General features: G+C 40.1%; 17 protein-coding genes. 6 read left to right on the forward strand and 11 right to left on the reverse strand.

The annotated features are described in order from the left end of the window. Nucleotides 1-455: 455 nt before the first annotated feature. The 5 genes from H5187_RS00625 (at nucleotide 456) to yegD (ending at nucleotide 6186) form a co-directional block, all read left to right on the forward strand. Entirely contained in the window at nucleotides 456-2738 is a 2283-nt protein-coding gene (locus H5187_RS00625) for a TonB-dependent receptor (RefSeq protein WP_145237377.1), read from the forward strand. 115 nt (nucleotides 2739-2853) lie between these two features. Next, a complete protein-coding gene (locus H5187_RS00630) occupies nucleotides 2854-3153 on the forward strand; it encodes a hypothetical protein (RefSeq protein WP_145237374.1) in 300 nt (99 codons plus the stop codon). Between the two features lie 61 nt (nucleotides 3154-3214). Next, on the forward strand, nucleotides 3215-3871 hold the full coding sequence (locus tag H5187_RS00635) for an HAD family phosphatase (RefSeq protein ID WP_182767465.1): 657 nt from the start codon (nucleotides 3215-3217) through the stop codon (nucleotides 3869-3871). A gap of 34 nt (nucleotides 3872-3905) precedes the next feature. Next, nucleotides 3906-4754: a DNA ligase gene (locus H5187_RS00640; protein WP_182767464.1), complete on the forward strand. Its 849-nt coding sequence runs from the start codon at nucleotides 3906-3908 to the stop codon at nucleotides 4752-4754. Nucleotides 4755-4818: 64 nt separating this feature from the next. Further along, complete coding sequence (gene yegD / locus H5187_RS00645) at nucleotides 4819-6186, forward strand: molecular chaperone (RefSeq protein ID WP_182739379.1); 1368 nt, start codon at nucleotides 4819-4821, stop codon at nucleotides 6184-6186. A gap of 7 nt (nucleotides 6187-6193) precedes the next feature. Here yegD and H5187_RS00650 read toward each other — a convergent pair whose 3' ends face one another. From H5187_RS00650 to H5187_RS00660, 3 genes are read right to left on the reverse strand one after another with little or no spacing between them, the layout of a single operon-like run. Beyond that, nucleotides 6194-6658: a methylglyoxal synthase gene (locus tag H5187_RS00650; protein WP_145237363.1), complete on the reverse strand. Its 465-nt coding sequence runs from the start codon at nucleotides 6656-6658 to the stop codon at nucleotides 6194-6196. Nucleotides 6659-6672: 14 nt separating this feature from the next. Beyond that, the gene (locus H5187_RS00655) at nucleotides 6673-7308 is read right to left on the reverse strand and encodes a LysE family translocator (RefSeq protein ID WP_182717058.1); all 636 of its coding nucleotides are present in this window, start codon (nucleotides 7306-7308) and stop codon (nucleotides 6673-6675) included. A 15-nt stretch (nucleotides 7309-7323) separates the two neighbouring features. After that, nucleotides 7324-8517 carry a multidrug effflux MFS transporter gene (locus H5187_RS00660; RefSeq protein ID WP_182717059.1) on the reverse strand — a complete coding sequence of 398 codons (1194 nt, stop codon included), beginning with the start codon at nucleotides 8515-8517 and terminating at the stop codon, nucleotides 7324-7326. A gap of 164 nt (nucleotides 8518-8681) precedes the next feature. Between H5187_RS00660 and H5187_RS00665 the strand changes: the two genes are divergently transcribed. After that, the gene (locus tag H5187_RS00665; RefSeq protein WP_182717060.1) at nucleotides 8682-9155 is read left to right on the forward strand and encodes a hotdog fold domain-containing protein; all 474 of its coding nucleotides are present in this window, start codon (nucleotides 8682-8684) and stop codon (nucleotides 9153-9155) included. 10 nt (nucleotides 9156-9165) lie between these two features. Here H5187_RS00665 and H5187_RS00670 read toward each other — a convergent pair whose 3' ends face one another. The 8 genes from H5187_RS00670 to H5187_RS00705 form a co-directional block, all read right to left on the reverse strand. Beyond that, a complete protein-coding gene (locus H5187_RS00670; protein ID WP_145237352.1) occupies nucleotides 9166-9657 on the reverse strand; it encodes a polymer-forming cytoskeletal protein in 492 nt (163 codons plus the stop codon). Continuing rightward, on the reverse strand, nucleotides 9647-10804 hold the full coding sequence (locus tag H5187_RS00675; RefSeq protein WP_182717061.1) for a M23 family metallopeptidase: 1158 nt from the start codon (nucleotides 10802-10804) through the stop codon (nucleotides 9647-9649). The genes H5187_RS00670 and H5187_RS00675 overlap by 11 nt, the downstream gene beginning before the upstream one ends. 142 nt (nucleotides 10805-10946) lie before the next feature. Next, nucleotides 10947-12260 (reverse strand): fumarylacetoacetase, encoded by a 1314-nt coding sequence (fahA, locus tag H5187_RS00680; RefSeq protein ID WP_182717062.1) that lies wholly within the window; start codon nucleotides 12258-12260, stop codon nucleotides 10947-10949. Nucleotides 12261-12413: 153 nt separating this feature from the next. After that, nucleotides 12414-13460 (reverse strand): 4-hydroxyphenylpyruvate dioxygenase, encoded by a 1047-nt coding sequence (gene hppD / locus H5187_RS00685; RefSeq protein ID WP_182739377.1) that lies wholly within the window; start codon nucleotides 13458-13460, stop codon nucleotides 12414-12416. Between the two features lie 624 nt (nucleotides 13461-14084). Continuing rightward, complete coding sequence (locus H5187_RS00690; RefSeq protein WP_182794074.1) at nucleotides 14085-15515, reverse strand: peptide MFS transporter; 1431 nt, start codon at nucleotides 15513-15515, stop codon at nucleotides 14085-14087. 417 nt (nucleotides 15516-15932) lie between these two features. After that, on the reverse strand, nucleotides 15933-17147 hold the full coding sequence (locus H5187_RS00695) for a hemolysin-type calcium-binding protein (RefSeq protein ID WP_182717063.1): 1215 nt from the start codon (nucleotides 17145-17147) through the stop codon (nucleotides 15933-15935). A 313-nt stretch (nucleotides 17148-17460) separates the two neighbouring features. Continuing rightward, nucleotides 17461-21573, reverse strand: coding sequence for a poly-gamma-glutamate synthase PgsB (locus H5187_RS00700; RefSeq protein ID WP_182717064.1), 4113 nt, complete (start codon nucleotides 21571-21573; stop codon nucleotides 17461-17463). A gap of 1 nt (nucleotide 21574) precedes the next feature. After that, nucleotides 21575-25810 carry a hypothetical protein gene (locus tag H5187_RS00705; protein WP_182797443.1) on the reverse strand — a complete coding sequence of 1412 codons (4236 nt, stop codon included), beginning with the start codon at nucleotides 25808-25810 and terminating at the stop codon, nucleotides 21575-21577. Nucleotides 25811-25826: the final 16 nt, after the last annotated feature.

Here is a 25826-nt window from a genome sequence, read left to right on the forward strand (position 1 = left end):
GCATAAGGTATGATTTATCAATAAAATATATCGATTAACTTTGCAGAAGCATTGTATAGCAGAATTAAATTTGGCTATGCTATGTTTACTCAATGATCATTATAGTCACTTAGCGGCTCCCACTTGTGATACCTGCTACATTTACAACCACCTTATTGACAGGACAAATGTCCGTATAAAATAAATATAATTGCATAAAATCTCTCAAGTTCGCTTATTGTGCCGTTATTTGTTGTAAAAAGTTTATATTATTGTACATATTAATGCAGCAAAAGTGTCACACAATGCTATAATCTTCAGCGTTCGTTCAGCCTCTTTACTTCGTTTTGCACTCTCGACAAAGAGGTCCGCGCAGCTTAACTTAAGGCGCGAAAAATTGGCCGAGCCCGCCGAGTGAATTTGGCGCAACACATCAACCGTTGAATAAGAGTGCACTAAAAAGGTTAAACCCCGACATGAAAGCAATGAAAAGATCTACGTTAGCAACCCTAATCAATGCAACGTTGTTCTCTGCCGTAGCAGGTACTTCATTTACAACTCTTGCTGCTGATGAACAAGCTCCAACTGCGCAAAGCAAGCAATTAGAAGTTATTCAAATCACTGCGCGCAAGCGTGTAGAAAACGCACAGGAAGTACCTGTCGCTGCTTCTGCTTTACAAGGTGATAGCCTTGATGCTGCCAGTTCTGCCGGCATGGATATTCGTTTTTTAAATGCAAAAATTCCAAGCTTAACTGTAGAATCTTCATTTGGTCGCTCATTCCCACGTTTTTATGTTCGTGGTCTTGGTAATTCAGATTTCGATTTGAATTCATCACAACCAGTATCCCTAGTGGTTGATGAAATTGTTCAAGAAAGCCCTATTTTAAAAGGTTTTCCTATATTTGACACGGGCCGCGTAGAAGTTCTCCGTGGACCACAAGGCACCTTATTCGGTCGTAATACCCCAGCTGGTTTAGTTAAAATTGATTCAGCTCGCCCAAGTCAAGATTTTGAAGGTTATGCAGCCTTATCATATGGTTCGTTCAATTCAATTGACTTCGAAGGGGCTGTAAGTGGTGGCTTAACTGATAACTTATCAGCACGTGTTTCTCTATTACGTCAAGAGCGCGATGATTATATTGATAATCGCTTAGCAGGCAATGAGATTGATGACGTAACAGGAGGTTATCAAGAAACTGCCGCGCGTATCCAATTCTTATATGAGAAAGATGATTTCAGTGCATTATTGAATTACCACACTCGTGACTTAAATGGTAAGCCAATTGTATTTCATGCAAATGCAATTGAAACAGGCACAAATAACCCGCGCCCGGGCTTTGATCCTGAAGTGATATATCAAGATACTGTGCAATTTGCTACACAGAATGTAAATAGCCAAGGTGCTAGCTTAAAGCTAGAGTACAGTTTTGCTGATTACACGTTGACATCGATCAGTGGCTGGGAAAGTGCAGAAATTTTCTCTCGTGCTGATGTAGATGGTGGTTTTGGTTGTGGGAATACTTTTGTTCCTGGTTGCCCAACACCAGAAATGGGACCTGGTTTTATTTTCTTAGCGTCTGAAACCGCTGATGCCCTTCCAGATCACAATCAATATACACAAGAGCTACGTTTAGCAAGTGATTTTGCTGGTGACTTTAATTACCAAGTTGGTGCTTTTTATTATAATGAAGAGCAAGTGATTGAGACTTACGGTTACGATGGGTTAGGTGCAAACTTCTTAACTGGCTATGTTCGCCAAGATCAAGACACAACAGCATGGGCTGTATTTGCATCGAGTGAATATCAATTAACTGAGAAGTTAGAAATCACTGCTGGTTTACGTTACTCAGATGATAAACGTGACTTTACAGCGTCACGTTACGCATCTCCAGAGTCGGCAGTTGCTAATTTAACTAAGTCAGTTGCACCAGAAGATAGCCATGTATCATGGGATTTAGCTGCTGCGTATAAATATTCTGATGATATAAACTTATTCGTTCGTGCTGCAAATGGTTTTCGTGCACCGAGCGTTCAAGGTCGTATCTTATTTAGTGATGATGTAACGGTTGCTGATTCTGAAACAATTAACTCAATTGAAACGGGTATTAAATCAGACGTGCTTGACGGTCGTGGACGTGTCAATGCTACTGTTTTCTATTATCAAATGGATGATCAACAGTTAACAGCTGTTGGTGGTGACTCGGGAAATTCAGCTCGTTTGTTGAATGCTGATAAAACTGTTGGCTACGGTTTTGAAGTTGATACTCAATGGGTATTGACTGATGAATTTGATGCAACTTTTAACTTCAGTTATAACAATACTGAGCTGCAAGATGATGATTTATATTCGCAAGGCTGTTTTGCTTGTACGATTACTGATCCGCTAACAAACCAAGGTTATAGTTTAGACGGTAATAGCCTGCCACATGCGCCGGAGTGGATTGCTAACTTTACTCTACGCTATACTAAAGAGCTTGGCGATGGTGAGTTTTATGCGTTTACAGATTGGTCATACCGTAGTGAAATTGATTTCTTTTTATATGAATCAGTGGAGTTTACTGGTGAAGCATTATTAGAAGGTGGCTTACGCGCGGGTTATAAGTGGTTTGATAATAACTACGAATACGAAGTTGCGGCATTTGCACGTAATATAACCAATGAGCAAGTATTCATCGGTGGTGTAGATTTTAGCAATAACTCTGCAATTGTTAATGAGCCTCGCTTTATTGGCGCTGAATTTAAAGTTAACTTTTTCTAAGTAGACTTTATAATTGCTAATATTAAAAGCCCGCACATGTTGCGGGCTTTTGTATTGTAAAACCTGATTTATAACTGCTAAAGTAGCGACAATTAAATTTAACAAGAGAAGAACAATGGCTGGATTTTGGAACTACCGAGTGATTTTTTGTGAAGCAACTAAAGATGAAGCGGCGCAATATCAAATACATGAGGTTGAATATAACCTAAATGGTAAAGTAACGAATTGGTCAGAAACGGGCGCAGCGCCTTTTGGCAACACCTTAGATGCGTTACGAGATGACGCAGAGCGTTTAAAAACAGCATTTGAAAAACCTGTACTAAAAGTTGTTAGAAAAGAACGTGGCTACGAGTTGGTAGATGTTGAAACGGGTGAAGAAGCATTTGCAGAGCCGCCAGCAGGTTTAACAGCATAAGTATTAAACCAAAAAGGTGCTATGAGCGCCTTTTTTGTTGCTGAAAAATAAAGGAATGAGGATGACATTAAAAGCAGTATTATTTGATATGGATGGCACTTTAGTTGATTCAGAAAGTGTCCACTTTAACTGTTGGAATGATGTTTTAGCACCGTTTGGCGTGCGCTATGAAGAAGATGATTTTTGCCAACGTTTTTCAGGTCGACCGACCTTAGATGCGGCAATTGAAGTGGTTGAGCAATATAACTTATCGGTTTCACCGCAGTGGTTAGCGCAGGCTAAATATGATGCATTCGAGCAATTTGTTACTACTAATTTACCTCCTTTAATGCCTTTTGCCGAAGAGGTATTAGAGGCAGTGAAGCAAAGCGATCTTAAGATGGCATTAGTGACGGGTAGTTCACGCCATGAGGCGTTACCTATCTTAAAAGGCTATGGCTTTTATGAATGGTTTGACTGCGTAGTGACTAAAGACGACGTGCAAAATCCAAAACCGGCGGGAGACCCTTATTTACTTGCACTGACAACATTAGGGATTTCTGCAGAGCAAGCAATTGCTGTTGAAGATACACACACCGGCGTTACAGCAGCAACTAATGCAAACGTACCTGTGGTTGCAATACCGAATAAACACACCCTAGGCCACGATTTAAGTTTAGCTGTTTCTCAAATGGATAATTTACAGCAGCTATGGCAATGGGTACAAACTAAGCTATAGTTTAGTCTGCTTGGTGATAAACAAGGAGACCGATATGCTTAAAGGACTAACAGTATTATGGTTGCTGATCAGTACTTTTACTTGCTTAGCAACTGATACACAGATCACCGCAGATGCCCAACTTGCCAAGGTTTACCAACAAGATCAAGTGCTTGACATTGAAAACTATCTCGTTAGTGAGAAGTTTGATGGGGTCCGTGCGATTTGGACGGGAACACAGTTGATAACCCGTAATGGCAATGCCATTCATGCGCCAGGCTGGTTTATTGCTGATTTACCTAATTTGAGGTTAGACGGTGAGTTGTGGACCAAGCGCGGTGATTTTGCAGACCTCAGTGGTATTGTGCGCACTTTACAGCCGTTGGATAGTGACTGGCAAAAAGTCACCTATCAGATATTTGACATGCCAGATCAACATAATCCCTTTGCAGTACGCTATGAAAATTATCTACGTTTAGTAAAAACATTAAATAAGCCTCACATCCAAGCAGTACAGCAGTATCAATTTACTACAGAGCAGGCATTATCTGCGTACTTTGATAAAGTAACTCAGCAAGGTGGTGAAGGTGTAATGCTGCATTTAGCCTCGGCAATGCATAAAAGTGGCCGTTCTGATGCGCTGTTAAAGTTAAAACCTTATTTTGATAGTGAAGCGGTCGTCATTGCTCATCTTCCAGGAAAAGGCAAATTTACTGGCATGCTAGGGGCGTTAAAAGTAGTTACACCACAAGGAAAAGAGTTTTCAATTGGTACTGGCTTTAGTAACGCACAGCGCCAAAATCCACCCGCAATAGGAGCGACGGTGACATACCGATACCATGGTTTTACTAAAAACGGTTTACCACGGTTTGCCAGTTTTTTACGTCAACGCGATCCTGATTAACATTTAAAAAAAGCCGTAAGTATGCTAAATTGCGCGGCCTTTTGATGTTAGTTGTGGTGAAGTAATGGTAGTTGGTTTTGATTATGGTAGTTCTAATTGCGCAATGGGTGTAATGAATGCTCAAAATACTGTTGAGCTGGTGCCCCTAGAGCAAGGTAAGTTTTACCTCCCTTCAACCTTATACACACATCATAGTGCTTTAGTTGTCGATTTTGTTGCTCAGCATCTAACAGGTACAAATTATGAAACTGATTTTAAAACCCAGCGCCAAGCCCTGCTCAATAGTATGGTGCGGATCAAGTCTGACTTAGATCTAGCCCCCGGTGATGAAAGTCTTTTTATTGGCCGTGAAGCAATTAACGAATATGTGCAATTTCCTGAAGAAGGCTATTTTGTTAAATCCCCTAAATCGTTTTTTGGGGCAATAGGCTTAAAGCAAGGACAAATCAACTTCTTTGAAGATATTGCCACCGCGATGATTTTAAAAATCAAACAACGTGCTGAAACATCACTACAAAAAGAGTTAACACAAACGGTTATTGGCCGCCCGGTAAATTTCCAAGCCGTGGGTGGAGAGCAATCAAACCAACAAGCAATTGGTATTTTAGAGCGTGCAGCAAAACGAGCTGGCTTTAAAGATGTGGCTTTTTTATATGAACCACTCGCAGCGGGAATTGATTATGAAAGTGACTTAAATAACGATCAAAAAGTATTGGTTATTGATATTGGTGGTGGTACCAGTGACTGCTCATTTGTGCAAATGGGACCTAGCTTTCGTGATAGTAGTGACCGTGATCATGACTTTTTAGCACATACAGGTAAACGTGTTGGCGGTAATGATTTAGACATTGCTTTAAGCTATCACGCATTAATGCCATTGCTTGGTTTAGGCAGTCAGTTTAAATCAGGTTTACCATTGCCTAATCAAGCATTTTGGCAAGCATGTAAAATTAACGATGTGAACTTACAAAGCCAGTTTTATAGTCAAAGCCATCACCGAGAATTACTTACGCAGTTACGTGAAGTACAAGCACCTGAGTTATTTCAACGACTGATCGATTTGCAGCAAAATAAGCAAGGTCATCAGCTGGTACAGCAAGGGGAGGCGGCAAAAATTGCGCTTTCTTCAGTGACTGAGTATGACTGTGAATTAGGGTTTTTAGCACCGCAATTACATAAAGTGCTATCACGAGCTGATTTAGCTGTGGCGGTTGATGATTCAATTATGCAAATAGTAAGTTTAGCAAAACAAGCGATTAAAGATGCAGGGACCGTTCCTGATGTGATTTACCTTACCGGTGGCAGCGCGCAATCGCCACTAATAAAAGCTGCATTAGTTGAGCACTTAGGTGATATTAAAATGGTAAACGGCGATCACTTTGGTAGTGTAACCGCCGGACTCACTAAATGGGCAAGTATGCTTTATCGTTAAAGGGTGCTTATAGTATGACTTGTCGGGTTGCGAGGTATTTCTCGTAATCTGGCAATGACCGTTCAAGCTCGTTATGCATCAAAGGCGAGCTTAAAATCATATCTGCGCTGACTTCATTACACGCCACTGGAATATTCCATACCGCAGCTAAGCGTAATAACGCTTTAACATCCGGATCATGAGGTTGAGATGCAAGGGGGTCCCAAAAGAAAATCAACACATGAATTTCATGCTCCGCAATTTTAGCGCCTAACTGCTGATCGCCCCCCATAGGGCCACTAAGTAGTTTGATAACTTCAAGTCCAGTATTTCGCTCAATTAAATGACCTGTGGTGCCTGTGCCATATAAAGTGTGCTTACTGAGGTTATCGCGATGTTTATTACACCAGGCTAGCAAGGCTGCTTTTTTACCATCGTGTGCAACTAAAGCAATATTTTTTTGCGCTGGAAGGGTTTGCTGTTTTTGTTCCATGTTGACTCTTTTTTTTAGATGAGTAGATTAACCGCAAGAACTACAAATACTACACCTGTTATACGATCAATCCAAATTTGGCTTTGCGGGTGCTCTCGAAAGTAGCCTGCAATTTTATCGCCAAAGTAAATATACGTGCAGTCAATCGGAAACGCAAAAAGTGGATACAGTAAGCCAAAGAAAGCTAATTGAAATGTAGTTGATGATGACAGGGTTGGATCAACAAACTGCGGAATAAACGCAATAAAAAATAACGCTACTTTAGGGTTGAGCACTTCAGTCATCATAGCCTGAAACATAACATTAGTTTTTTTCTTGGTGCTTACATGGGGTTTATCTTCGCTACTGCACTCTGACTGGATAAATGTGCTTTTAAACATCATTACACCTAAATAACATAAGTAGGCAGCACCAGCGTATTGTACGCTGGTATAAGCCACTTCTGAGGCTTTAAGGATGGCCGTAAGACCGACAACGGCAAATAAAGTATGCGCCACTCCGCCTAAAGCAAAACCAAATGCGCTTTGTAAGCCTGCTGCGCGGCCATTGGCAAAAGTTTGCGCCATTAAAAAAGCATTGGAAGGACCTGGTGCAACAGCGATTAAAAAACTCGCGGCTAAAAATGACAGTAAAAATTCAAAATTGATCATTGTTTTTATGTGTTTTTATGTGTTTTTAGGGTGATAAGCGTGTGCTTTATTACTGAGCAGTATAACCCACAGTGGCAGCAATAATAATAAGTGAAAAGCAATAAACTCGGGCGCATTGAAAGGGAGCACTTGGGTGAGCATAACCAATGCTCCAGCGCCGCTCATTTGCATTAAACCGATTAACGCAGATGCAGTACCTGCTTGTTTAGCAAAATGTGACAATGCCATTCCAGCCGCTGAGCCTAAGCTAAGTGCAAAGCCTAGCGCAGCAATCAACACTGGCAGCATAAAAGCAAAGGCACTTTTAAACTGGCCGAGAATTAAAATCAGTACACCAGAGAAAATTAATAAACTCATACCTATGCGTAACGCTTTTTGACTATGGCGTTTGATATACAATGGTGCAATAAAGCTAGCTACAATGCTAACAATGGCATTGAGAGTAAACCAAAAAGTAAAATCGCTGACCGATCCACCTAACTCGGTCATGATCCATCCCGGTGCTAATGTTACAAAAGCTAAAATAGCCGACATTGCCACCATACAAATTAGGCTATTAAAAAGAAAAATAGGCGTGCTAATGATTGGTATAAAACGACGTAAATCGAGTATGTGGCCCTCATAGTGGCTATCCGCAGGGCGTGTTTCTTTAAAATATATGGCAGTGATCATTAGTCCAACACAAGCAAACCCCGCCAAAAATAAAAAGTTTATCCGCCAGCCAAATTGCACAGTCAGCCAAGCGCCTAAAATAGGTGCTAACGCCGGAATAAAACACACAATACCATTTAGGTAAGTGATCATTTGGCCGCTTTTAGCACTGCCGTAGGTATCACGAACAATCGCAAATGCAACTACAAAAGTGGCACAAGCCCCAAAACCTTGCAGTGCACGTGCAAGCATCAGAATGCTAAAACTAGGTGCTAAAAAAGCCAACATCCCAGCAAATCCATACAGTGTGATGCCAAATAGTGCGACTGGACGGCGGCCAAACTTGTCGGCTAAAGGACCTGCTATAAGCTGACCTAAGCCAACCGTCAGCATAAAAATAGCGACGGTAAGTTGCACTTGCTGCTCATCAATAGCCAATGCTTGCGCTATATCAGGAAATGCGGGTAAGTAAATATCAATCGCTAATGGGCAGAATATAACCAGAAGAGCGAGAATTAAAATAACACTAAGATGATTGCGGCGATCGGTTGTTGGCATGAGTGCTCCTTTTGCCGCGTATTTTAGGTCTGCAAAGATAAAAAAGAAAGGGCATATGACCCATCTATAAGAATATAGCTAGTAAGATTATAAGTATAAATGCACTTTTGCTAACTGGTCTGATGTGCTAATTTTGCAATAGCGACATTCAATGGAAAATAATAATGAGTAATAAATCTACAGTTTTAACAGCATGGCATAGTTTTAAGCGTCTACCATTTGGCAATTGGTTATTTACTAAAGTCGTGTGTTTTAAAGCCCCTTATTTTGGCTCCATGAAACCCACTGTTTTAGATTTACGTGACGGACATTGCAGCGCAATGGTTAAAAACCGACGGAGTGTGCACAATCATATTGGGACTATCCATGCTATTGCGCAATGTAATTTAGCTGAGTTATGTGCCGGTGTGATGGTTGATGCTACCGTGCCATATAAAACTCATCGCTGGATCCCTAAGGGAATGACGGTGCAGTACTTAGCGAAGGTTGATACTGATGTCACAGCTGTGGCAGAAATTGCAATGCCAAGACAATGGCTAGATAAAGAGGATTTAGTGGTGCCAGTGAAGCTTTACAATACTCGCAGTGAATTGGTCTTCACTGCTGATATTACGATGTACGTTACTAAGAAAAAGTAAAATAAAGCGATTATTTTTTCTCTGCGGCTTGTTTGTTGAAAAACGACAAGTCATTATCACCTTCACTGAGCGCAGATGTAAGCTCCGGCTTTGATTCTGCGTTATTGGTAATTAATTCAACCGTTTCAGCTTCATGGCGTTGTTTTAAGTTACCTTCAATAATTGCACCAGCATCAATACTTAAAGTATCTTGATAAACATCCCCGTGCACTTGCGCTGAACGTTCAATAACTACTTTGCTGGCGTTGAGCGAGCCGATTACTTTACCTTTTACAATCACGCTTTCAGCGACCACTGAGCCTTCAACACAACCGGTATTACCAATAACTAAATGGTTAACACGAACATCACCATCTATGCGACCATCAAGCTGTACTTCACCTTGACTCACTAAGCTGCCCGTTAAGCGAACATCTTCAGAAATGATCGAAGGAGTGTGGCTAGTTCTTTTTAGTTGAGAATTTGCAGAACTACTTACTGTTGATTTTTTTTTACCGAACACGAGAAAGCGCCTTTGTTATTTTGACTGGATTGACATGTTTGTCGTTAAGTAATACTTCATAGTGTAGGTGAGTGCCAGTACTTCTGCCAGTGCTGCCCATTAATCCGATAACATCATTTTTGGTTACCGTTTGGCCTTTTTTAACGTTGATTTTATTTAAGTGACCAAACCGAGTTACAAAGCCGTTTTTATGTTGCAGTTCGATAAAATTACCATAACCACCGTTGCGTCCTGCGCGTAATACAGTGCCATCAGCGGGGGCGAATATTTCGGTTTTATGCCAACCTGCTAAATCAACACCTTTATGATAAGCATGACGGTTATTCACTGGATCTTTACGCAGGCCAAAACTACTCGAAATATAGTAATTTGCTGCAGGCAGAGTTTGCGGTAACTCACTGAGTAAATTTTCAAGCTTATTCAACGCCAATAGTTTATCTGCGATGACTAAAAATTCAGCTGGGATCTTTGATTCATCAAATAAATCCAGCGGACCACCTTGCGCGGTTTCTGTCATATCACCATCTAGACGACGCGCCAAGGCGGTATCAAGTCCTGCACCTTTGAGCATCGCTAAAATATCGTGCTGGCGGCGTTCTATTTGTTGCTCTATTTGTAAAAAGCTGTGTTGGTATTGGCTATCGAGTAGTGCAAAACGTTGCTCGATATTAACAGAGTCAGAGAGTGAAAGAGTGTGTGCGCTGTTAGGGTTTTCATCAACTAATGGTTCGTGGAACTCTTCTTGTTGTTCGCCGAGTTCACCTTCTGGCGGCGCTGCTGGCAGTGTGGGATTACTCATCGACTCAGGTAAAGAATCGATCATGCTCTGCAATAAAGCATGCTTTTGCTCTAGCACCGCAAGCTGGGCTAACTGTTTATCGTATTGTGCTTGTTGTTCTTTACTTTGTTGCTGCCACTGTTGTTGTTTTGATAATTGGCTTTGTTCGATATCGGAAATCTTGTTGGTTTGAGAGTATATTCGCAGGGTCGAAACAGCCAACCAAATTAAAGCAATTAAAATAATAGCTACGGCTGATATTTGTAACCAAGGTGCTAATATCACATGTTTAACCTCACCATTTTGGCGGATCAACAGCTGTCTAGCTGGGAATAATTTGTGATAAAAAGACTTAATAAATGCTGACATGGCTTATAAACACTGGCTATTAACCGAATTAAGATAGCAATCTGAGCTGAAAAAGCCAGTAAAAAATTGTAATTAATCTTAAAAAAGGAGGCGTTGGTCGCCTCCTTATAATAAATACATTTAATAAATGTTTACAACTTAGTTACTTAGCAGGAAGAACCGTTCCTTCTACGCAGCCAAAACCGATACGAGCAAAACCGGCTTTTTCACACCAACCACGCATAATAACGTTGTCGCCATCTTCTAAAAAGCTGCGTTGTTCACCGTTATTAAGGGTGATTTTTTCTTTACCACCACGAGACAGTTCAAGTAATGAACCGGCTTCTTCATGAGTCGGACCTGATTGCGTACCTGAGCCCAGCATATCACCTGGCATAAAGTTACAACCATTTACTGTGTGATGAGTCACCATTTGTGCCACTGTCCAGTATGAATGTTTGAAACTTGATTTAGATACTAATGAAGGTGCAGCACCTTGTTCACGCATTTTAGCGGTCTCAATTTGTACGTCCATTTTTATATCAAAGGCGCCAAGCTCACGGTTTTGGCTTGATTCTAAATAATCTAATGGTTGTGGGTCATTTTCATCACGAGTCCATGATGTTCTATAAGGTGCTAATGCTTCGGTGGTTACAATCCACGGTGATACAGTTGAAGCAAAGTTTTTCGCAAGGAATGGACCTAATGGTTGGTATTCCCATGCCTGTAAGTCACGTGCTGACCAGTCATTGAATACACAAAAACCAAATACATGGTTTTCAGCGTTTTCGATAGCAATGGCATCACCTAATTCATTACCTTTACCTAAATAAATGCCTAGCTCTAACTCATAATCTAAACGTTTACACGGACCAAGCGATGGTACTTCAGCGTCTGGCGCCTTAGTTTGACCATTTGGGCGATGAAAGGTTTGACCTGACACATCAATTGATGAAGAACGGCCATGGTAACCAATGGGGACCCATTTATAGTTAGGCAGTAACGGGTTGTCAGGACGGAATAAGCTACCGACTGCTGTTGCATGATAGATAGATGTGTAAAAGTCAGTGTAATCGCCAATACGACATGGCAATGCAAACTCAATGTCTGCTTGGGCAATTAATGCGTCGCTTAACTTAGCTTGTTCAGCGGCGCCTTCGCGTAATGCTTTAGATAATGCTAAACGTAGCGCTGACCAATATTGCTGACCAAGACCCATAAATTCATTTAATGTTGCTTGGCTTGCTGCTGCTATGGCTGTTTGTGCATCGCCTGAGAAAATAGCTAACTCGTTTACTTTGGCAAGGTCGATAACTTGGTCGCCAATGGCAACGGCACCACGAAAAGCTTCGTCAGAGTTCTTACGACGTACTTCTGCAAATGGTAGGTTTTGAATTGGGAAGTCACAATTTGCAACGTTCGCTGAGGCAACCCAGCTAGTTAAATTTATATCATGGGTTTCGTTAATTAAACTCATTACATTTCCTTTGGTTTAGTCAGTCGCGCTTTACAGTGGATATGGTGATGAATAGCGCGATTTAAACAGTGAAATTCAGATTGTCATTTATAATATTGATGAAACGACAAAAAGCAGCGAAGTACGCTGCTTTTTAAATTTACAATACGGTGCTTATAAAACGCCGCGGCGCTCTTGGTCGCGCTCGATTGATTCAAACAGTGCTTGGAAGTTACCTTCACCAAAACCGCCGTCATCAACACGTTGGATCATCTCGATAAAGATTGGGCCAAATAAGTTTTTCGAGAAAATTTGCAACAAGTAGCAATTTTCACTTTGGCTATCGACTAAGATCTGATGTTCACGGATCTTTTCTTTATCTTCTGCAACCCAAGGTACACGATCGAAAATTGTATCGTAGTACTCAGGAATAATATCAAGCGTGGCAATGGTTGATTTATCAAGCTTATCTAGTGAGCTTACTAGGTCATCTGTTAAGAATGCTAAATGCTGCACGCCTGGGCCATTGTATTCACCAAGGTATTCATCGATTTGGTTGTTATCGTTGCCTTTACCTTCATTGATTGGAATCGAGAAGGTGCCGCACGGTGATTTAAGTGCATAAGAGATCAAGGCTGTTTTTTGGCCTTTGATATCAAAGTAACGAACTTCAGTAAAACCAAATACGTTTTTATAAAAGTTAGCCCATGTTTCCATAGTGCCTTTATAAACGTTATTAGTTAAATGGTCGATGCGGATAAAGCCTTTATCATCAACAATGTTTTGTTCGCTTAAGTCTTCAAAGTCTTGCTCATAGATTGAACCTTTATCACCAAATTGCTCAATAAAATAAATTAAGCTGTCACCAATACCGTAAATTGCCGGGTATGGTAGGTCTTTATGAGTTGAATCAGTCGCTGGTTTTGCACCACGTGCTACTGCGGTGTCAAATGCCTGTTGAGCATTCTCTACACGCCAACCCATAGAACAAATTGCAGGGCCATGACTTTTTGCAAATTCTGCAGAGAAACCATCACGTTCATTATTTAGTAAAAAGTGAATATCGTTTTGGTTGTAATAAACAATGTCTTTACCTTTAAATGTTTTGAGCTTTGAAAAACCAAAATCGGTAAATACTTTATCCATATAATCTGCATCAGGTGTAGCGTATTCAGTAAACTCGATACCTACCAAACCTAAAGGGTTAGTTACTTCACTCATTATAATTCTCCCGCAATAAACACTGCGTCTTGTTGTGTCTGATGCGCAGATAATTAACCATAATTGGCAGCAGGGGAAGAGCCGATAGCTATTTAGGCAAACGGCTCTTTGTAAATTAAATGGGACGATCATTTTAAAATGCATAAGCATTAATGCTTGGTTTTGAGATTTGTATTGAAAGGTCTTGTATTAAGTAACTTAAACTTTTGTTAACTTATTGATAAATAGAATTAATTTATTCTTATTTAAGGGGGTAAATAATCAAATAAAGGAACTATTCACCCCTTATTAAATATACGTGGTGTAATAAATTGTTTACGCTAGAGCCGTATTTGTTAAAAAACTAACTCTTCTGCGCTAAGCTAAGGTCACTAGTAATGGCTGGGGCATTTTGCTAGCAGTGCTACAGCGTTTCGTTGAACGTGCGTGGTGGCCTATCAGATGTGTTTAATGAAGCTGTTGAAAAGTAATTTATAATCTTTTGTTACGCGCTTTGAAGTCAGCCTTATTAATATCGTAACTTAAATCGACGTTTGGTTGGCAGGAATTAATCATGGTGATATAAATAGAGCAACAAAAATCCCCACAAGCGTCATAGCTTGTGGGGAGATAATAAACACAGAGTTACGGTTTTTCAGCAACTACTTCAAGCTCTTCAGCTAAAATGTGTTCTTGTGTTTGTGGCTCGTGTTGACCTTCAGCACCGTGCATCCACTTAACAAGCTTATCGCTTAGTAAGTACATGATCACAGCAGAGAGAACAGCAGTGGCACCTAAACCAATAAAAATGCCTAATGCGTTATCAAGCGCTTCTTCGCCTTCACCTAAGAATGAACCAACGAAACCTGCAATCTTATTTGCAACCGCAGTACATAGGAACCAAATACCCATTAGCATTGATGCTAAACGCAGTGGTGCTAGTTTACTCACCATTGATAAGCCGATAGGTGATAAACATAATTCACCCAGAGTATGGAATAAGTAAAATAACACTAACCACATCATGCTGATCTGTAATGGCTCACCGTGACCTTGAGTCATAAGTGCTAAAATCATAGTGATGAAACCAAGCGCTAAAAATATCAACGCAATGGCAAACTTAACGGGTGAATTAGGTTCACGTTTATCAAGTTTTAGCCAAACGATGGCAACGATAGGAGCACAAATGATAATGAAAATAGAGTTTAATGATTGAAACCAAGAGGCTGGAATTTCAAAGTTGAACAACATACGGTCTGTGTAATCATTTGCGAATAAATTCATCAAGCCACCGGCTTGCTCAAAACCCATCCAAAATATGATACTAAATACACTCATAGTGAAAATAACTTTGATACGGTCAGTTTCTACTTTAGTTAGCGGCTCTTTGGTATCTGAAGTTGATTGTGATTGCGCTAATTTAGCTGCAGGAACAACACCAATATCACCTAAGTATTTATTACTTAAAACCACTTGCATCGCCACAGATACAAGCATACCAACACCTGCTACAATGAAGCCATATTGCCAACCCATAGATGCAGCTGCGAAACCCGCAACAAGTGGACCAAGCGCACCACCTAAGTTGATACCCATATAGAAGATTGTGAAGGCGCCATCACGACGTTGATCACCCTCTTTATACAAGTCGCCAACCATAGTTGAGATGTTAGGTTTAAATAAACCGTTACCCATACATAATAAAGCAAGACCGATATAAAATACGTTTTCTTGTTGGCCGGCTAACATATCGTGGGGGATACCCATAGTAAAATGGCCAGCAGCCATTAGTAGACCGCCTATGATAATAGCTTTTCGTTGACCAAGTACGTTATCAGCTAACCAACCACCAAATAATGGAGTGATATAAACCGCCATTGTGAACGTACCATAAAGGCTTAGTGCGTCTGCATTACTCCAACCAAAACCACCGTCTTTGACAATAGCAACAAGATAAAGTACTAAAATGGCACGCATGCCGTAATAACCAAATCGCTCCCACATTTCTGTGCCGAACAACAGAAATAATCCTTTAGGATGCCCTAAAAAATCACCTGCTTTAGGTAATGAACTCATATTTACTTCCTAACTCAACGTTAATTATTGCGGCCTTATATTTTTTGCTTTGGTCGTTCATGTGCTTTCAACACAAATAGAACGGGTGGCCATGAATATTATTTTTAATGCAGCTAAGGTAATGGTTTGCTCACTAAGATTGCTTAGTGGGTAAGAGTCACACCCTTATCCTAGCTACAATTGCGCCTAAGTATACATACACGGGCAGTGCAGGGGAAGTGCTTGCGATAGTTAGATTACTGATGGCTTTAAAGCGTCAGCGTAAGGCACTAAGGGGCTTTGCGGTAATAAGCGTAATGAAATGACACTTGCTCATTTTTTGTATAGCGGGTAAATAAGGTGGCATTGTGTAACAAATACTAAAGGCCGAGTAATAAATTACTCGGCCTTTAAATAAAGACTTATTAACAGTGTAAATTAGTTACAGTAGTTACTATCAACAAACGTTAAATCATTAACATGTGAAGGGCCATCCATAATGAATGTTGCCGCCGCAGTATTTTGATCTAATCGGTAAATTTTAGCGTTCTCACCTTTTACACGTCCTGAAACATAAATTGTGCCATCTGCAGCAATTGCGATACCAGATGCTTGATCAACACCATGCTCACCAATTAAAGACAACTCCATTGAACCTTGGTCAATAGTATAAAGTGCTTTACCGGTAAGAACGTAAAGAACATTATTATCAGCTGAATAAGCAATATCACCATCAGCGAACGAATCACCAGGGAAAGTTAATTTACCAAGTACTGTTTTATCACCTGTAGCTAGGTCAAAATCGTACATGTATGTTTTGCTTGTGGTACGTAATGTTGTGCCATCAGCGTTCATTGCAGAGCGGTAAATCGGGTACGAAGTTGCAGATGTAACCAATGCCTGCTCATTCGTAGCAAGGTCAAGTGATAAAATTTGCGAGATTTTAGTCGAGCTATCTAATTGCTCCATGAAATATAAAACACCATTATGTGATGCAATATTTGATGCCGTGTTACTTAAACCCGTTACTTTAGAGTATGTGTTTGTGTCAGTATTGAAAAAGTAAACAAATCCTTCTTCATTCGTACCGAAGTTATTAATACCGTATAAGCCAGATGCACATTGGCTAGTTACTTTGACATCATCAATAAACGCACCTAATGAATCAGATTTACCTGCGCCGATAAATTTAAGTTCGGTTGCTGCTGAACTTGCTTTTACAGTGTACGTAAACTTTTGCCAGTCTTTGGTGGTTGAATTTAACGTATCGAGTAACTCACCATCCCAATATACTTCTGCTTTATTAGTATTTGCATCACCACTTACACGTGCTGAATAATAAAAGCTTACTTCATAGTTATGATCAACATCAGTATTCAATGTTTGCGAAACGCTATAATTAGCTGTCGAATCTAACTCTAAATACTGGCTGCCATCTTGAGGTTTGATAAGGCCAAGCTTATTGGTTTGGATTTCAAACTTAGCATTGTTTGAACGTTGCCAACCTGAGACTTGATTTAATAATCCCCATGTTCCAGAAATTGTTGCAGTGTTTTCAAAAGAACCATTTGCTACTAGGTTCGTTGATGCTGCTGCAAAGCCTGAAGCGATCAATAAAGGTAATGTTGCAAGCTTAAACAATGAGTTTTTCATAGTACTTTTCCTACCAAGTAATTCATTTTGTTTTTGTTAACATTTTTATTAACAATTCATGGTACTATTTTGCTATAAATATTGGGTTCGGTCAAATGTTGAACATGAGCGTTTTCGCAATAATTCACTGCTTTATTTGTCTTTTTTAAATAATTCATTTGCAAACAGTGACTTGCTGAATGTAATTACTTTGAAAATATTTTACTTATTTTATAACTAAAATTTTAGCTGAAAATTAAGTTAATACATTTGTTTAGGTCGGTATGCCTTAATTAGTAATTAAGGCTTTGTAGGTTTTTACGGTATGATTAACTTAGCTATTATCTTTATTTGAAAATGTTAACCAGCCGGGCTTTTGATTGCGATTTAGCTTTCCTAAGACCGTAATAGCTTTTTCAAGAGTAATACGCTGGGTTGCGATATCTTTATAAACTTGGTTGGCAATTTTTTTGCGTTTAACAGCAGCCCCAGCATCTAAAAATGATTCAGCCACTTGTCTGGCAAATCTTTTTAATGGGCCTTGTTGCTGGCTGTCGGTTTTATTGTCTAGCTGTTGCTGATGTTTATTCAAACGTTCATTAATATGCACAAGCTCTGCTTGGCTGTATTCATTTTGCGCATGATGCATTTTTTTTATCTCTAATAACGCACTGCTTAAATAAGCATGCTCAAGCTGACTAAATGTACTGATCAGTGATAAGCGCGTTAAGGTTTTTTTAAACTGTTCAGCTGAGCAATTGTTATCTAACAGCATACTTATGCTATCGTAAATCTTTTGCCATTGTTGCCAGCCATAAACATAGCCTAAGCCAGCTCCTTTAATGTTTTGCATACCAATGATGACTTGGTGACAGTGAGGCCTCGCAAGTGCCGTTAGCATGATCGTTAATTGATCGGGGGTGACCTTGGAGTTAGTAATTAATATGCATTTACTTTTGACTAATTCCAATAATATTGTTTGTAAATTATGTTGATTCTTTTTTAAATCACTCAACAAAGGCCGCATCTGTTGATAGCTTAAATAGTGATTAAAAACATCTTGCAAACTTATCCGCTGCTGTTCACTTAATGTTTGTGCCTGTCCATTGAGCCAATCAGTAAATTGCTCTGCATTATTCAAGGCGGTAAATTCTTTTGCCTGGTAGCTACCTTCAAGTGCTTTATTCATTATTTCGGCAACTGTATCTGCTTCTTTAATGCAGTGTAGCTGAGAGCACAACAATTCTAATTCCTGTAAATCATTATTACTAATTATTCGTTCAAAGCGCTCAGCAAAAGCGTGCAAGTAATAGCTATAAAAGCCATCAACATTGGTACCAATGACAACCATTTTATCAAACGGTAAATCTTCGACGAGCATCTGGGCAAACACTTTTGAACGTGCTACACGGTCATTTCGGTTGTTAATCAAGGCGATGGTTTGTTTACTTGGATCCTTGCTTAGGCCAAATAAATCTAAGCGTCGCCAGTTCTCTATGGTCGCTAAGCGTTCATTGGCTGACATACTATTAACGAATGACATGCTAAAATGTGTAAAAGGTACAGGGCTAAAGTGTTGTAAAACACCAATGTCAGGTACTATACGCTGTGCTGTTTCTTTAAATACAAAGTCTTTTTCCAGGCCAATGTAGGCTGCCATCTTACATACTAAAGCAATATTATCCGGGTGCTCTTCATATGGGTAAAGTGCTCTAATGTCGGGTGTGATTTGATAACCATCGCCCCAATGTGCCTGAATTAAGGTACTGCTTTTTTGTGTAGCGTCTTTATCTAAAATAGGGAACATGGTTTGTTCGCTAGTAAAAACCTGACTTTTGGGGGCGATAAAGTTTGCCATTTCTTTAGCCACATCAATACCTGTTGGTCCTAATATATCTTCATGATCAGGATAGGCATTGGTAATAGTTGAAAAGTTATCTTGCATCCACTGCCTGAGTATTTTGACGTAGCGAGGTGTTAAGCCCATGCACTCCCATAAAAAGACATCTGCTTTGACATTTTTAGCAAAATGTAAAACATCACTTTGTTCCCAAATACTGGCTTTATCAAATGGGCGGAATAAAGGCACTTCAAATTGTTCACCATTGGAGCGAGCATAAATAAGGGTTGCTTCGCAGCCCGTTGTTTTCGTTATTACTTTTAACGCAAGACTGCTGAACAGCGCGGCTTTTAAGCGTTCAGTGCCAGATTTACCTCGGGTGCCCCAACCACCAATACTGACTGGAATTGCTTGACGGTCGGTTTTTATACGTCGGCTTATGCGAATATGACGTCCCCAAAAATAAACCATAAAACCAACTACAAAAAAGATAAGCTGACCAATACTGTTTTGATAGATTGAGTAAAGATACTCTTTAAAATTCAGCCAAATATTTACCAGTAGTGGAGAAAAACTTAGCTTATTATAAAGCTTACTAATATTTGGCTCTACATCAAACGTACAACCGAGTTGTTCACCATAGGCTTTAAATTCAAAACTAAAACCATGCTTATTGAGTGCTGTCAGGTAATTGTTTTGCTCTATTTCGTTACCTTTACGTTGCGTATCTAAACTATCAATATTAATACTTAGCCAAATATAACTGCTAATTCGCTGAAATAATGACTTTGGCGGGGTAACTAATAAAATACCATCTGGCGTATAGGTCTTTGCTGGCTGTTTTAAATTGTCTTGGCTCAGTACCGAGAGTAAGAAATCAGGTAACGGTAAATGTGGCCGCGCTGAGTATTCATCAGTATCAAATAACGGTTCGCCAGGAACATTGGTAGTGCTTATCTCCGCTACAGAGCAACTAGGCACATGCATAAAGGCAGATGGTTTTCGGGCTTTGCTATGATTAAAGCTTTGGCGTTTGTCTGTGCTTGGGTTGCGCCATTCATGTATAAAACGCCACAACCTAAACGCATAACGATAACCACTGCGGATCTGCCATGTTAATTTATTTTTACTAACATTGTAGCCTTCGCTTTGCTGAGCTTTACGACTGAGTAAGCGACCAAGTAACTCTTCATCTAATTCTTTATCGAGCTGAGATAGGGTTGCAGAGTTTGGTAATACTTGCTCTAACTCAGCCATTAAATTTTGATGCTCAAATGCAACTAATTGCTCTCTGGTACGGCTGATAAAACGGCGAATAGCCAGCACCGGCTCGCTCTGCAATCGTTCATTTAAACAATTGATATAAGTTGTGAAAACGCTATTTGGTTGGTTTGTCTCTAATTGTTGATTGAGCATCATACGAGCAGTGAGCTCTAACGTTAAACGTTTAATGGCAAAGCTTTCATTACCACTTAATAGTTGCCACCAGAGTTTGAATGCAAAGTTGTCGGTATCTATACGAGGGCTACTTAGTTGTTTAACTAACGTAAAGCGCACGGCATCAACGGTTTCTATTTTTAATCGTTCGGTTAATAAATTTTGTAAAAAACTGACAGAAAAATTACCAGCTTGCTCTATAACACTTTGCCTTACTCGTGGATAACTGTGTTCGGCTAACTGCATTAACAGGTTTTCACATAAGTGGCTCAATGTGTTCTGGCTGGTTAAAATTTTTGGTAACGCAGCTAAAATAAATAACCGTTCTTCAGCATTAAGTTGGCACTGATCAGTTTGTTGGATCAGCTGCTGCATAAATGCACGAATGTAGGTTGGCCGTTGATGGATCAAAATTTCTAATATATCCAAACGGGCTAAATGCGGTGTATTCACCTCTTCTAATGCTAATACTAAGGTTTCAATTAAATTTGCACTTAGCTCTGGATCGCCATCATAGTTATGCATCAGTTGTACTTGATTCGCTAAGGCACGGTATAGCGCATTTCTTACATGTTCATTATCGGTCTTGGTTAATAATTGTAAAAAGAAGCTCTCTAAGTCCAGAGTTTGCCACGCTTTTGCTATATCGTTTGAAGATTTTTTTAAATAGCGATTACTTAAGTCGCCAAGCTTTCCAATTAAAAATTTAAGAGTTTGTTCAATATCAGCGACTATATCTTGGTAACGGTTGATCACAGCACCTTCGTCAAACCAACGATTAAAGGCAAGTTTATCTTGGCGTAATTGTTCAGACGTGGCGCCTAGTTGCTGAGCGTAATCTAAAATATGGAATTCACGTTCGGCGCTGATTTCTGCATGACTGAGTCTTTCAATAAAAAGCAGATAACCGGCATCCAACTTTTGTAAACTTTGCTGTTTATGTTCTACGCGATGACGTAGAAAAGCAATTGCTTGGCGCAATAGCCAAATATCCTGATCTTCGCCATCGGGCATATTTTGCAGCAATTCCCACTGCGCTAGTTCATCAACAAGTTGACGGTATTTTTGGCGATAAAGGTCCAGCCAAAAATTAGCAATATCAGCAAACAATAGATGTTCTAAGCGATCTTTTAATTCGCTAGAGGGAGTAACTTTCTTGGTGTTTGCCATATTAATTCTGCTCTAAAAAGTGATTGAGTTGCAGTGACTCAAAAATAATTTCGTCGTGAGAGAAAACACCAAAACCGGTGTCAGCTATATTGCCAGTCGAAAACTCGAGACTGATGTTATGGTCATTTCTAAACCAATCTTGGTCCCAACGTACTTTGATCCACCCTTGTGAAAAGTTACCTAATGGCAGCTGTTTTCGCCAACCTACACTGGTGATGTATTGCCATGTGCTATTAGGGCGATGTTTATCAGCAAACTTATAGTAACTGGTTAATCCGGCTTGGAAGATTTGCCCTTGATAATATTGATGCCAAGATGCGCCAAAACGCAAAATATCTAGGCTTGTCCAATCGGCATTGGACGTGCTGCCGGCGAGAAAATTAAAGTAACTATCAACCCACGGTTGATAGCGATATTGATATTCGCCTCGCCAACCATGCGGGTGATCTTCGCGATAAAAATTATAAATGTCTGAATTGAGTTTAGGATCAAATAAAAAGTCTTCAATATTAGCACTGCTGTAGCTGTAGAATGGACTTATTTGCCATTGATGACGATGACTTTCATCAATGCGCCAGATCTGACCAATCTGCACATAGGTATTAAATGCATATTGGCTGTCAGTGTCTGCTTGACTTGGTTGCCATGTGGTTTGCAAGGCGCTGTCGACGTACCAAGGACTGTCATGATCTTGCCAAGAATGATAGCCATCAATCGAAAATAGTTCGCTATCTTGTTCGCTCAAAGAGTAAGTAAGATCAAGACGATACCAATTCTCATCGTCACTTAATCGAAACCTAGCGCCAACATCCATACTATGACGAATAGGGACGTTTTCGCTAGATTCAAAAATACCTCGGCGGTCATAATTAATAAATGCTTGCCAGCTTAAGTCGTCTGGATGAAACTGTGCGACCTCAGTTTGCAGGGCACGCTGAGCAACGGGCAGTTGGTAAATTACGGTGTTTGCGAAGCTGTTTTGCTCGGCTTCAAAATTAGATATTTTATGATTGCTTTCACTCAATTGCCAAGTATATAAGCGAACGTGCTTGATGCTGTCGGTGCTGACTTCTATTTTACCTGCTGGGTGGAAAAAGCTGCGTTCAAGGCGTTGTTCAAATTCACCAACAATACTGCTTGGGAGCATTTGCTCGAGCTTAACTAAGCGATCGGCTGGTAATTGTGCGATTAAATGCCGCTCTGGCAGAACAGTGTAAAATAACAAGTTATTGCTAAGCGGTAAGTCATACCAGCGACCATTACGGTACTCTTGTGCGCTGATTGTCATCATTTGTGATAAATAAGGATTAAGCCATTGCAACGAGAGCACATTATCGGTTAGCTCAGTTTTATTAAAACCAAATGCAGTTGGTTTATCAGGTTGTATTGACCAAACTTTTTCCGATGTGGCTAATTTTATTGCAACGTTCGCGACATTCCCTTGGGATAAGTCAGCCGCTGCAGATAACTCTGCGACCGAAAAATGAAAGTTTAAACGAATTTGTTCTGAGCGGGTTTGGCTCAAGTCAATATGTAAATCATGATGTGGGCGTAAGACTAATCCTTGCGTAAAACCGCCTTGGCTACTGGTACGCAGTAATTGGTCGCTATAGCTACTCTCATCTTGAGAATCCACAGCAATGAGTTGCGTGCCAGCAAAGTCAGTATAGTCTTGTAGAGGAACCCACTGGCCATAACTTTGTATACGTGAAAATAACTGCGCGAGTTGTCGAGGTAAGCTCAGGGCATTTACTTTCGCTAAAACTTGCGTGTACTCATTGGTGGTTAGCGTTTTATCCGCTAACTTAAATAAGGTATTATTCAATAACGTCTGCATGTTGATATCGGTGTCATATAGCAACGCCATAAATGGTGTTTGCCAAAAATAGCGGGTTGCCATATTTTGATAATTATACGTTGTCGTCAATGGCTGCGAGAGTATTTTATAGGAAATAAATGTTTGTTGATCACTATATAAGCGAACTGACTCACCAGCTTGTAATGTGATCAACGCGTCACTGGAGATCGACAGCGGTTGAGCATCATTGCGTAATAGGGTTTGCGAGTTAATATCAGAAAAAATTGGCAGTACAGTGTGTTGCGCTGATTTTGATGATTGCGATGTCTGTTGTGCAAACAACCAGCTCATTTTATATTGACCATTTTGAACACTGGTACTGCGCGCTCTTAGGGCAATTGTGAGTGGTTGGCTTTGCGCTTTGAATGTTACCGCTTGGCTTTTATTAACCACCAGTGCTTGTATTAACCCCGTTGGGCTGGCAAGCGTTTGCGTGCCTGGGTAATCAAGTTCGTAGCTGGGCTGTTGAATATCTGCTTCGCTGTAATCGCGCCAATTTAATTTTGCAAAGCTTGTTTGCAATGCCGCTTGATTAGGTAAGTCATGACTTAACCACAATGCGAGTAAGTTTTTTTGTTGTTTGATTGCAAGCGCAATCAAAATGTTCCTACATGGCGCTAATAAATCTAAAGCATTGGCACATAAACCTTGCAGTTTATAGTCTTGCTCTAATGCTTGATATTGTTGTATCAACTGATTGCCAGCATAGGATTTGATAGCCACTTCTTGGCTGCTTTTGTAGAGCCCTTCAAGGTAGCTTTTGGCTAAAGCGTCGCGCCCTTGCGCCATCAAAATAGTGAGACGCAATTGCCACGCTTTAATTGCAATATCTGTATTGGGCACGTTGACTAATTTTTTAATTAATTGCAGTGCCTGAAGTGGATGCTCTGCCATTAAATACTCAGCTTCACCGAGTTGATGTTGCCAATGCATAGTATCAGTGGAAGTTTTTGTTTTCAGTGGTTTATAAGGGAGCAGTGCGGCAGTAAACTCATCACCGATTTGGCTAATTTGCTGGGCCAATAAGTTATGAATAAGATTACTTTTTTCTTTTAGCGTACCTGCTTGTGCATAGAGCAATTCATTATTTGGTAAATCTAGTAATTGATCACTTTGCATTACGTATTCAATTGGTTGGCGCTGTTGCTGAAGATTCTGAATGCTTAATTGAGTTGTTGTTAAAGGCACGTTTAACTCAAAAGCGGCAAAATTTTCGCTTTTTAGCAAGGTTAAATGCCATTTTAAGTTACCACTGCGAACTAACAATTGGCTATCGACACTGCTGCGCGCATGCAGTGTTATCGTCGTTCTCACGCGCTGTTTATTGTTTAGAGAAAATTGATGCTGTTGCTGGCCTAATTGATGTATTTGCGCATAGTGCTCTGATAGTACAGGGTAGCCAGTATCATCAACCATCCGCAGTCCGCTAAAGCTATCAAACTGCTTAAATTGACTATTAAAGTACGCTTTATCCTGCGACTTCGGAACAAGAAAATCGCGAGATGAAATTGTGCTAAGTAAATCTTGATAACGACGTTGCGAAAGTAATTCACCACTTTGATAAGGTGAATTGTTTAGCTGTGATAAGTCGTGTTGAGAGTAGATAGCACGCAGCGTGTTGTCTAAATTATTAACCCAATATGGTTGAAACAAACGTTCTTGTTGCTTATCCATTGCTTGATCATCAAAAATTGCTCTGTGATTTTGCTCAAGTTTAATATAAGCGTCTGTTTCACTACGTATAGTTAGGTATTCACCTTTATCTATTGCTAAGTAATCGGTATTGGCCAAACCAATGTGTTGGTCACTATACTCGCTGGCGCGACTGGCAATAACACCGAGCACACTGATCGGTTGCTCATTTACATAGGTATAGACTTTGCCGTTAATATCTTTATTTAGTAAATCTTTGCGCACAGTTAGTTTTAATTTTTTAGCGTGTTGAAAGTACAGTTTTACTTTTTCGCCCGCTTTAAAGTGATAATAATGCTCAATATTTTGACCATATTGTAAACGAGTTACCGCTCGTGGTAGCTTTACGGCGCGACGGAAGCTATCACGGTGACGGTTTGTTTCACCGACCATTGCCGTTAAGGTTACACCTTCATCAAGGTGATTGGTGATTTTTAAAATGCGGTTATATGATGCAATCGGTAACTGACACTTGGCTTGTTCACAGATAAAATCGCGACTCACATTGAGTCTCTGCTGGGCAAGGTGACTGGTCCCCGAGCTGTAAATAAACGAATTAAATGTTGTACTATCCAGCTCCAGCCATTGACCTTTTGCCAGCCAAAGATAACGACTTTGTTTAGCTTCAAAATACATCGCTTGCTGAGATTTATCTAAATGCACGTTAGGTGTCACATTTAGCCACATAGGCGAACTCAAAATA

Origin of the sequence: Pseudoalteromonas sp. SG44-1, assembly GCF_014164315.1 — a bacterium.
GTDB lineage: Bacteria > Pseudomonadota > Gammaproteobacteria > Enterobacterales > Alteromonadaceae > Pseudoalteromonas > Pseudoalteromonas rhizosphaerae.

Coding starts and splice junctions, on each gene's coding strand:
- fahA (WP_182717062.1), bottom strand. CDS start 12,260: ATGAGTTTAATTAACGAAACCCATGATATAAATTTAACTAGCTGGGTT.
- H5187_RS00635 (WP_182767465.1), top strand. CDS start 3,215: ATGACATTAAAAGCAGTATTATTTGATATGGATGGCACTTTAGTTGAT.
- H5187_RS00695 (WP_182717063.1), bottom strand. CDS start 17,147: ATGAAAAACTCATTGTTTAAGCTTGCAACATTACCTTTATTGATCGCT.
- H5187_RS00700 (WP_182717064.1), bottom strand. CDS start 21,573: ATGGCAAACACCAAGAAAGTTACTCCCTCTAGCGAATTAAAAGATCGC.
- H5187_RS00630 (WP_145237374.1), top strand. CDS start 2,854: ATGGCTGGATTTTGGAACTACCGAGTGATTTTTTGTGAAGCAACTAAA.
- H5187_RS00650 (WP_145237363.1), bottom strand. CDS start 6,658: ATGGAACAAAAACAGCAAACCCTTCCAGCGCAAAAAAATATTGCTTTA.
- H5187_RS00665 (WP_182717060.1), top strand. CDS start 8,682: ATGAGTAATAAATCTACAGTTTTAACAGCATGGCATAGTTTTAAGCGT.
- H5187_RS00625 (WP_145237377.1), top strand. CDS start 456: ATGAAAGCAATGAAAAGATCTACGTTAGCAACCCTAATCAATGCAACG.
- H5187_RS00705 (WP_182797443.1), bottom strand. CDS start 25,810: ATGTGGCTAAATGTGACACCTAACGTGCATTTAGATAAATCTCAGCAA.
- hppD (WP_182739377.1), bottom strand. CDS start 13,460: ATGAGTGAAGTAACTAACCCTTTAGGTTTGGTAGGTATCGAGTTTACT.
- H5187_RS00640 (WP_182767464.1), top strand. CDS start 3,906: ATGCTTAAAGGACTAACAGTATTATGGTTGCTGATCAGTACTTTTACT.
- H5187_RS00690 (WP_182794074.1), bottom strand. CDS start 15,515: ATGAGTTCATTACCTAAAGCAGGTGATTTTTTAGGGCATCCTAAAGGA.
- H5187_RS00675 (WP_182717061.1), bottom strand. CDS start 10,804: ATGTCAGCATTTATTAAGTCTTTTTATCACAAATTATTCCCAGCTAGA.
- H5187_RS00655 (WP_182717058.1), bottom strand. CDS start 7,308: ATGATCAATTTTGAATTTTTACTGTCATTTTTAGCCGCGAGTTTTTTA.
- H5187_RS00660 (WP_182717059.1), bottom strand. CDS start 8,517: ATGCCAACAACCGATCGCCGCAATCATCTTAGTGTTATTTTAATTCTC.
- yegD (WP_182739379.1), top strand. CDS start 4,819: ATGGTAGTTGGTTTTGATTATGGTAGTTCTAATTGCGCAATGGGTGTA.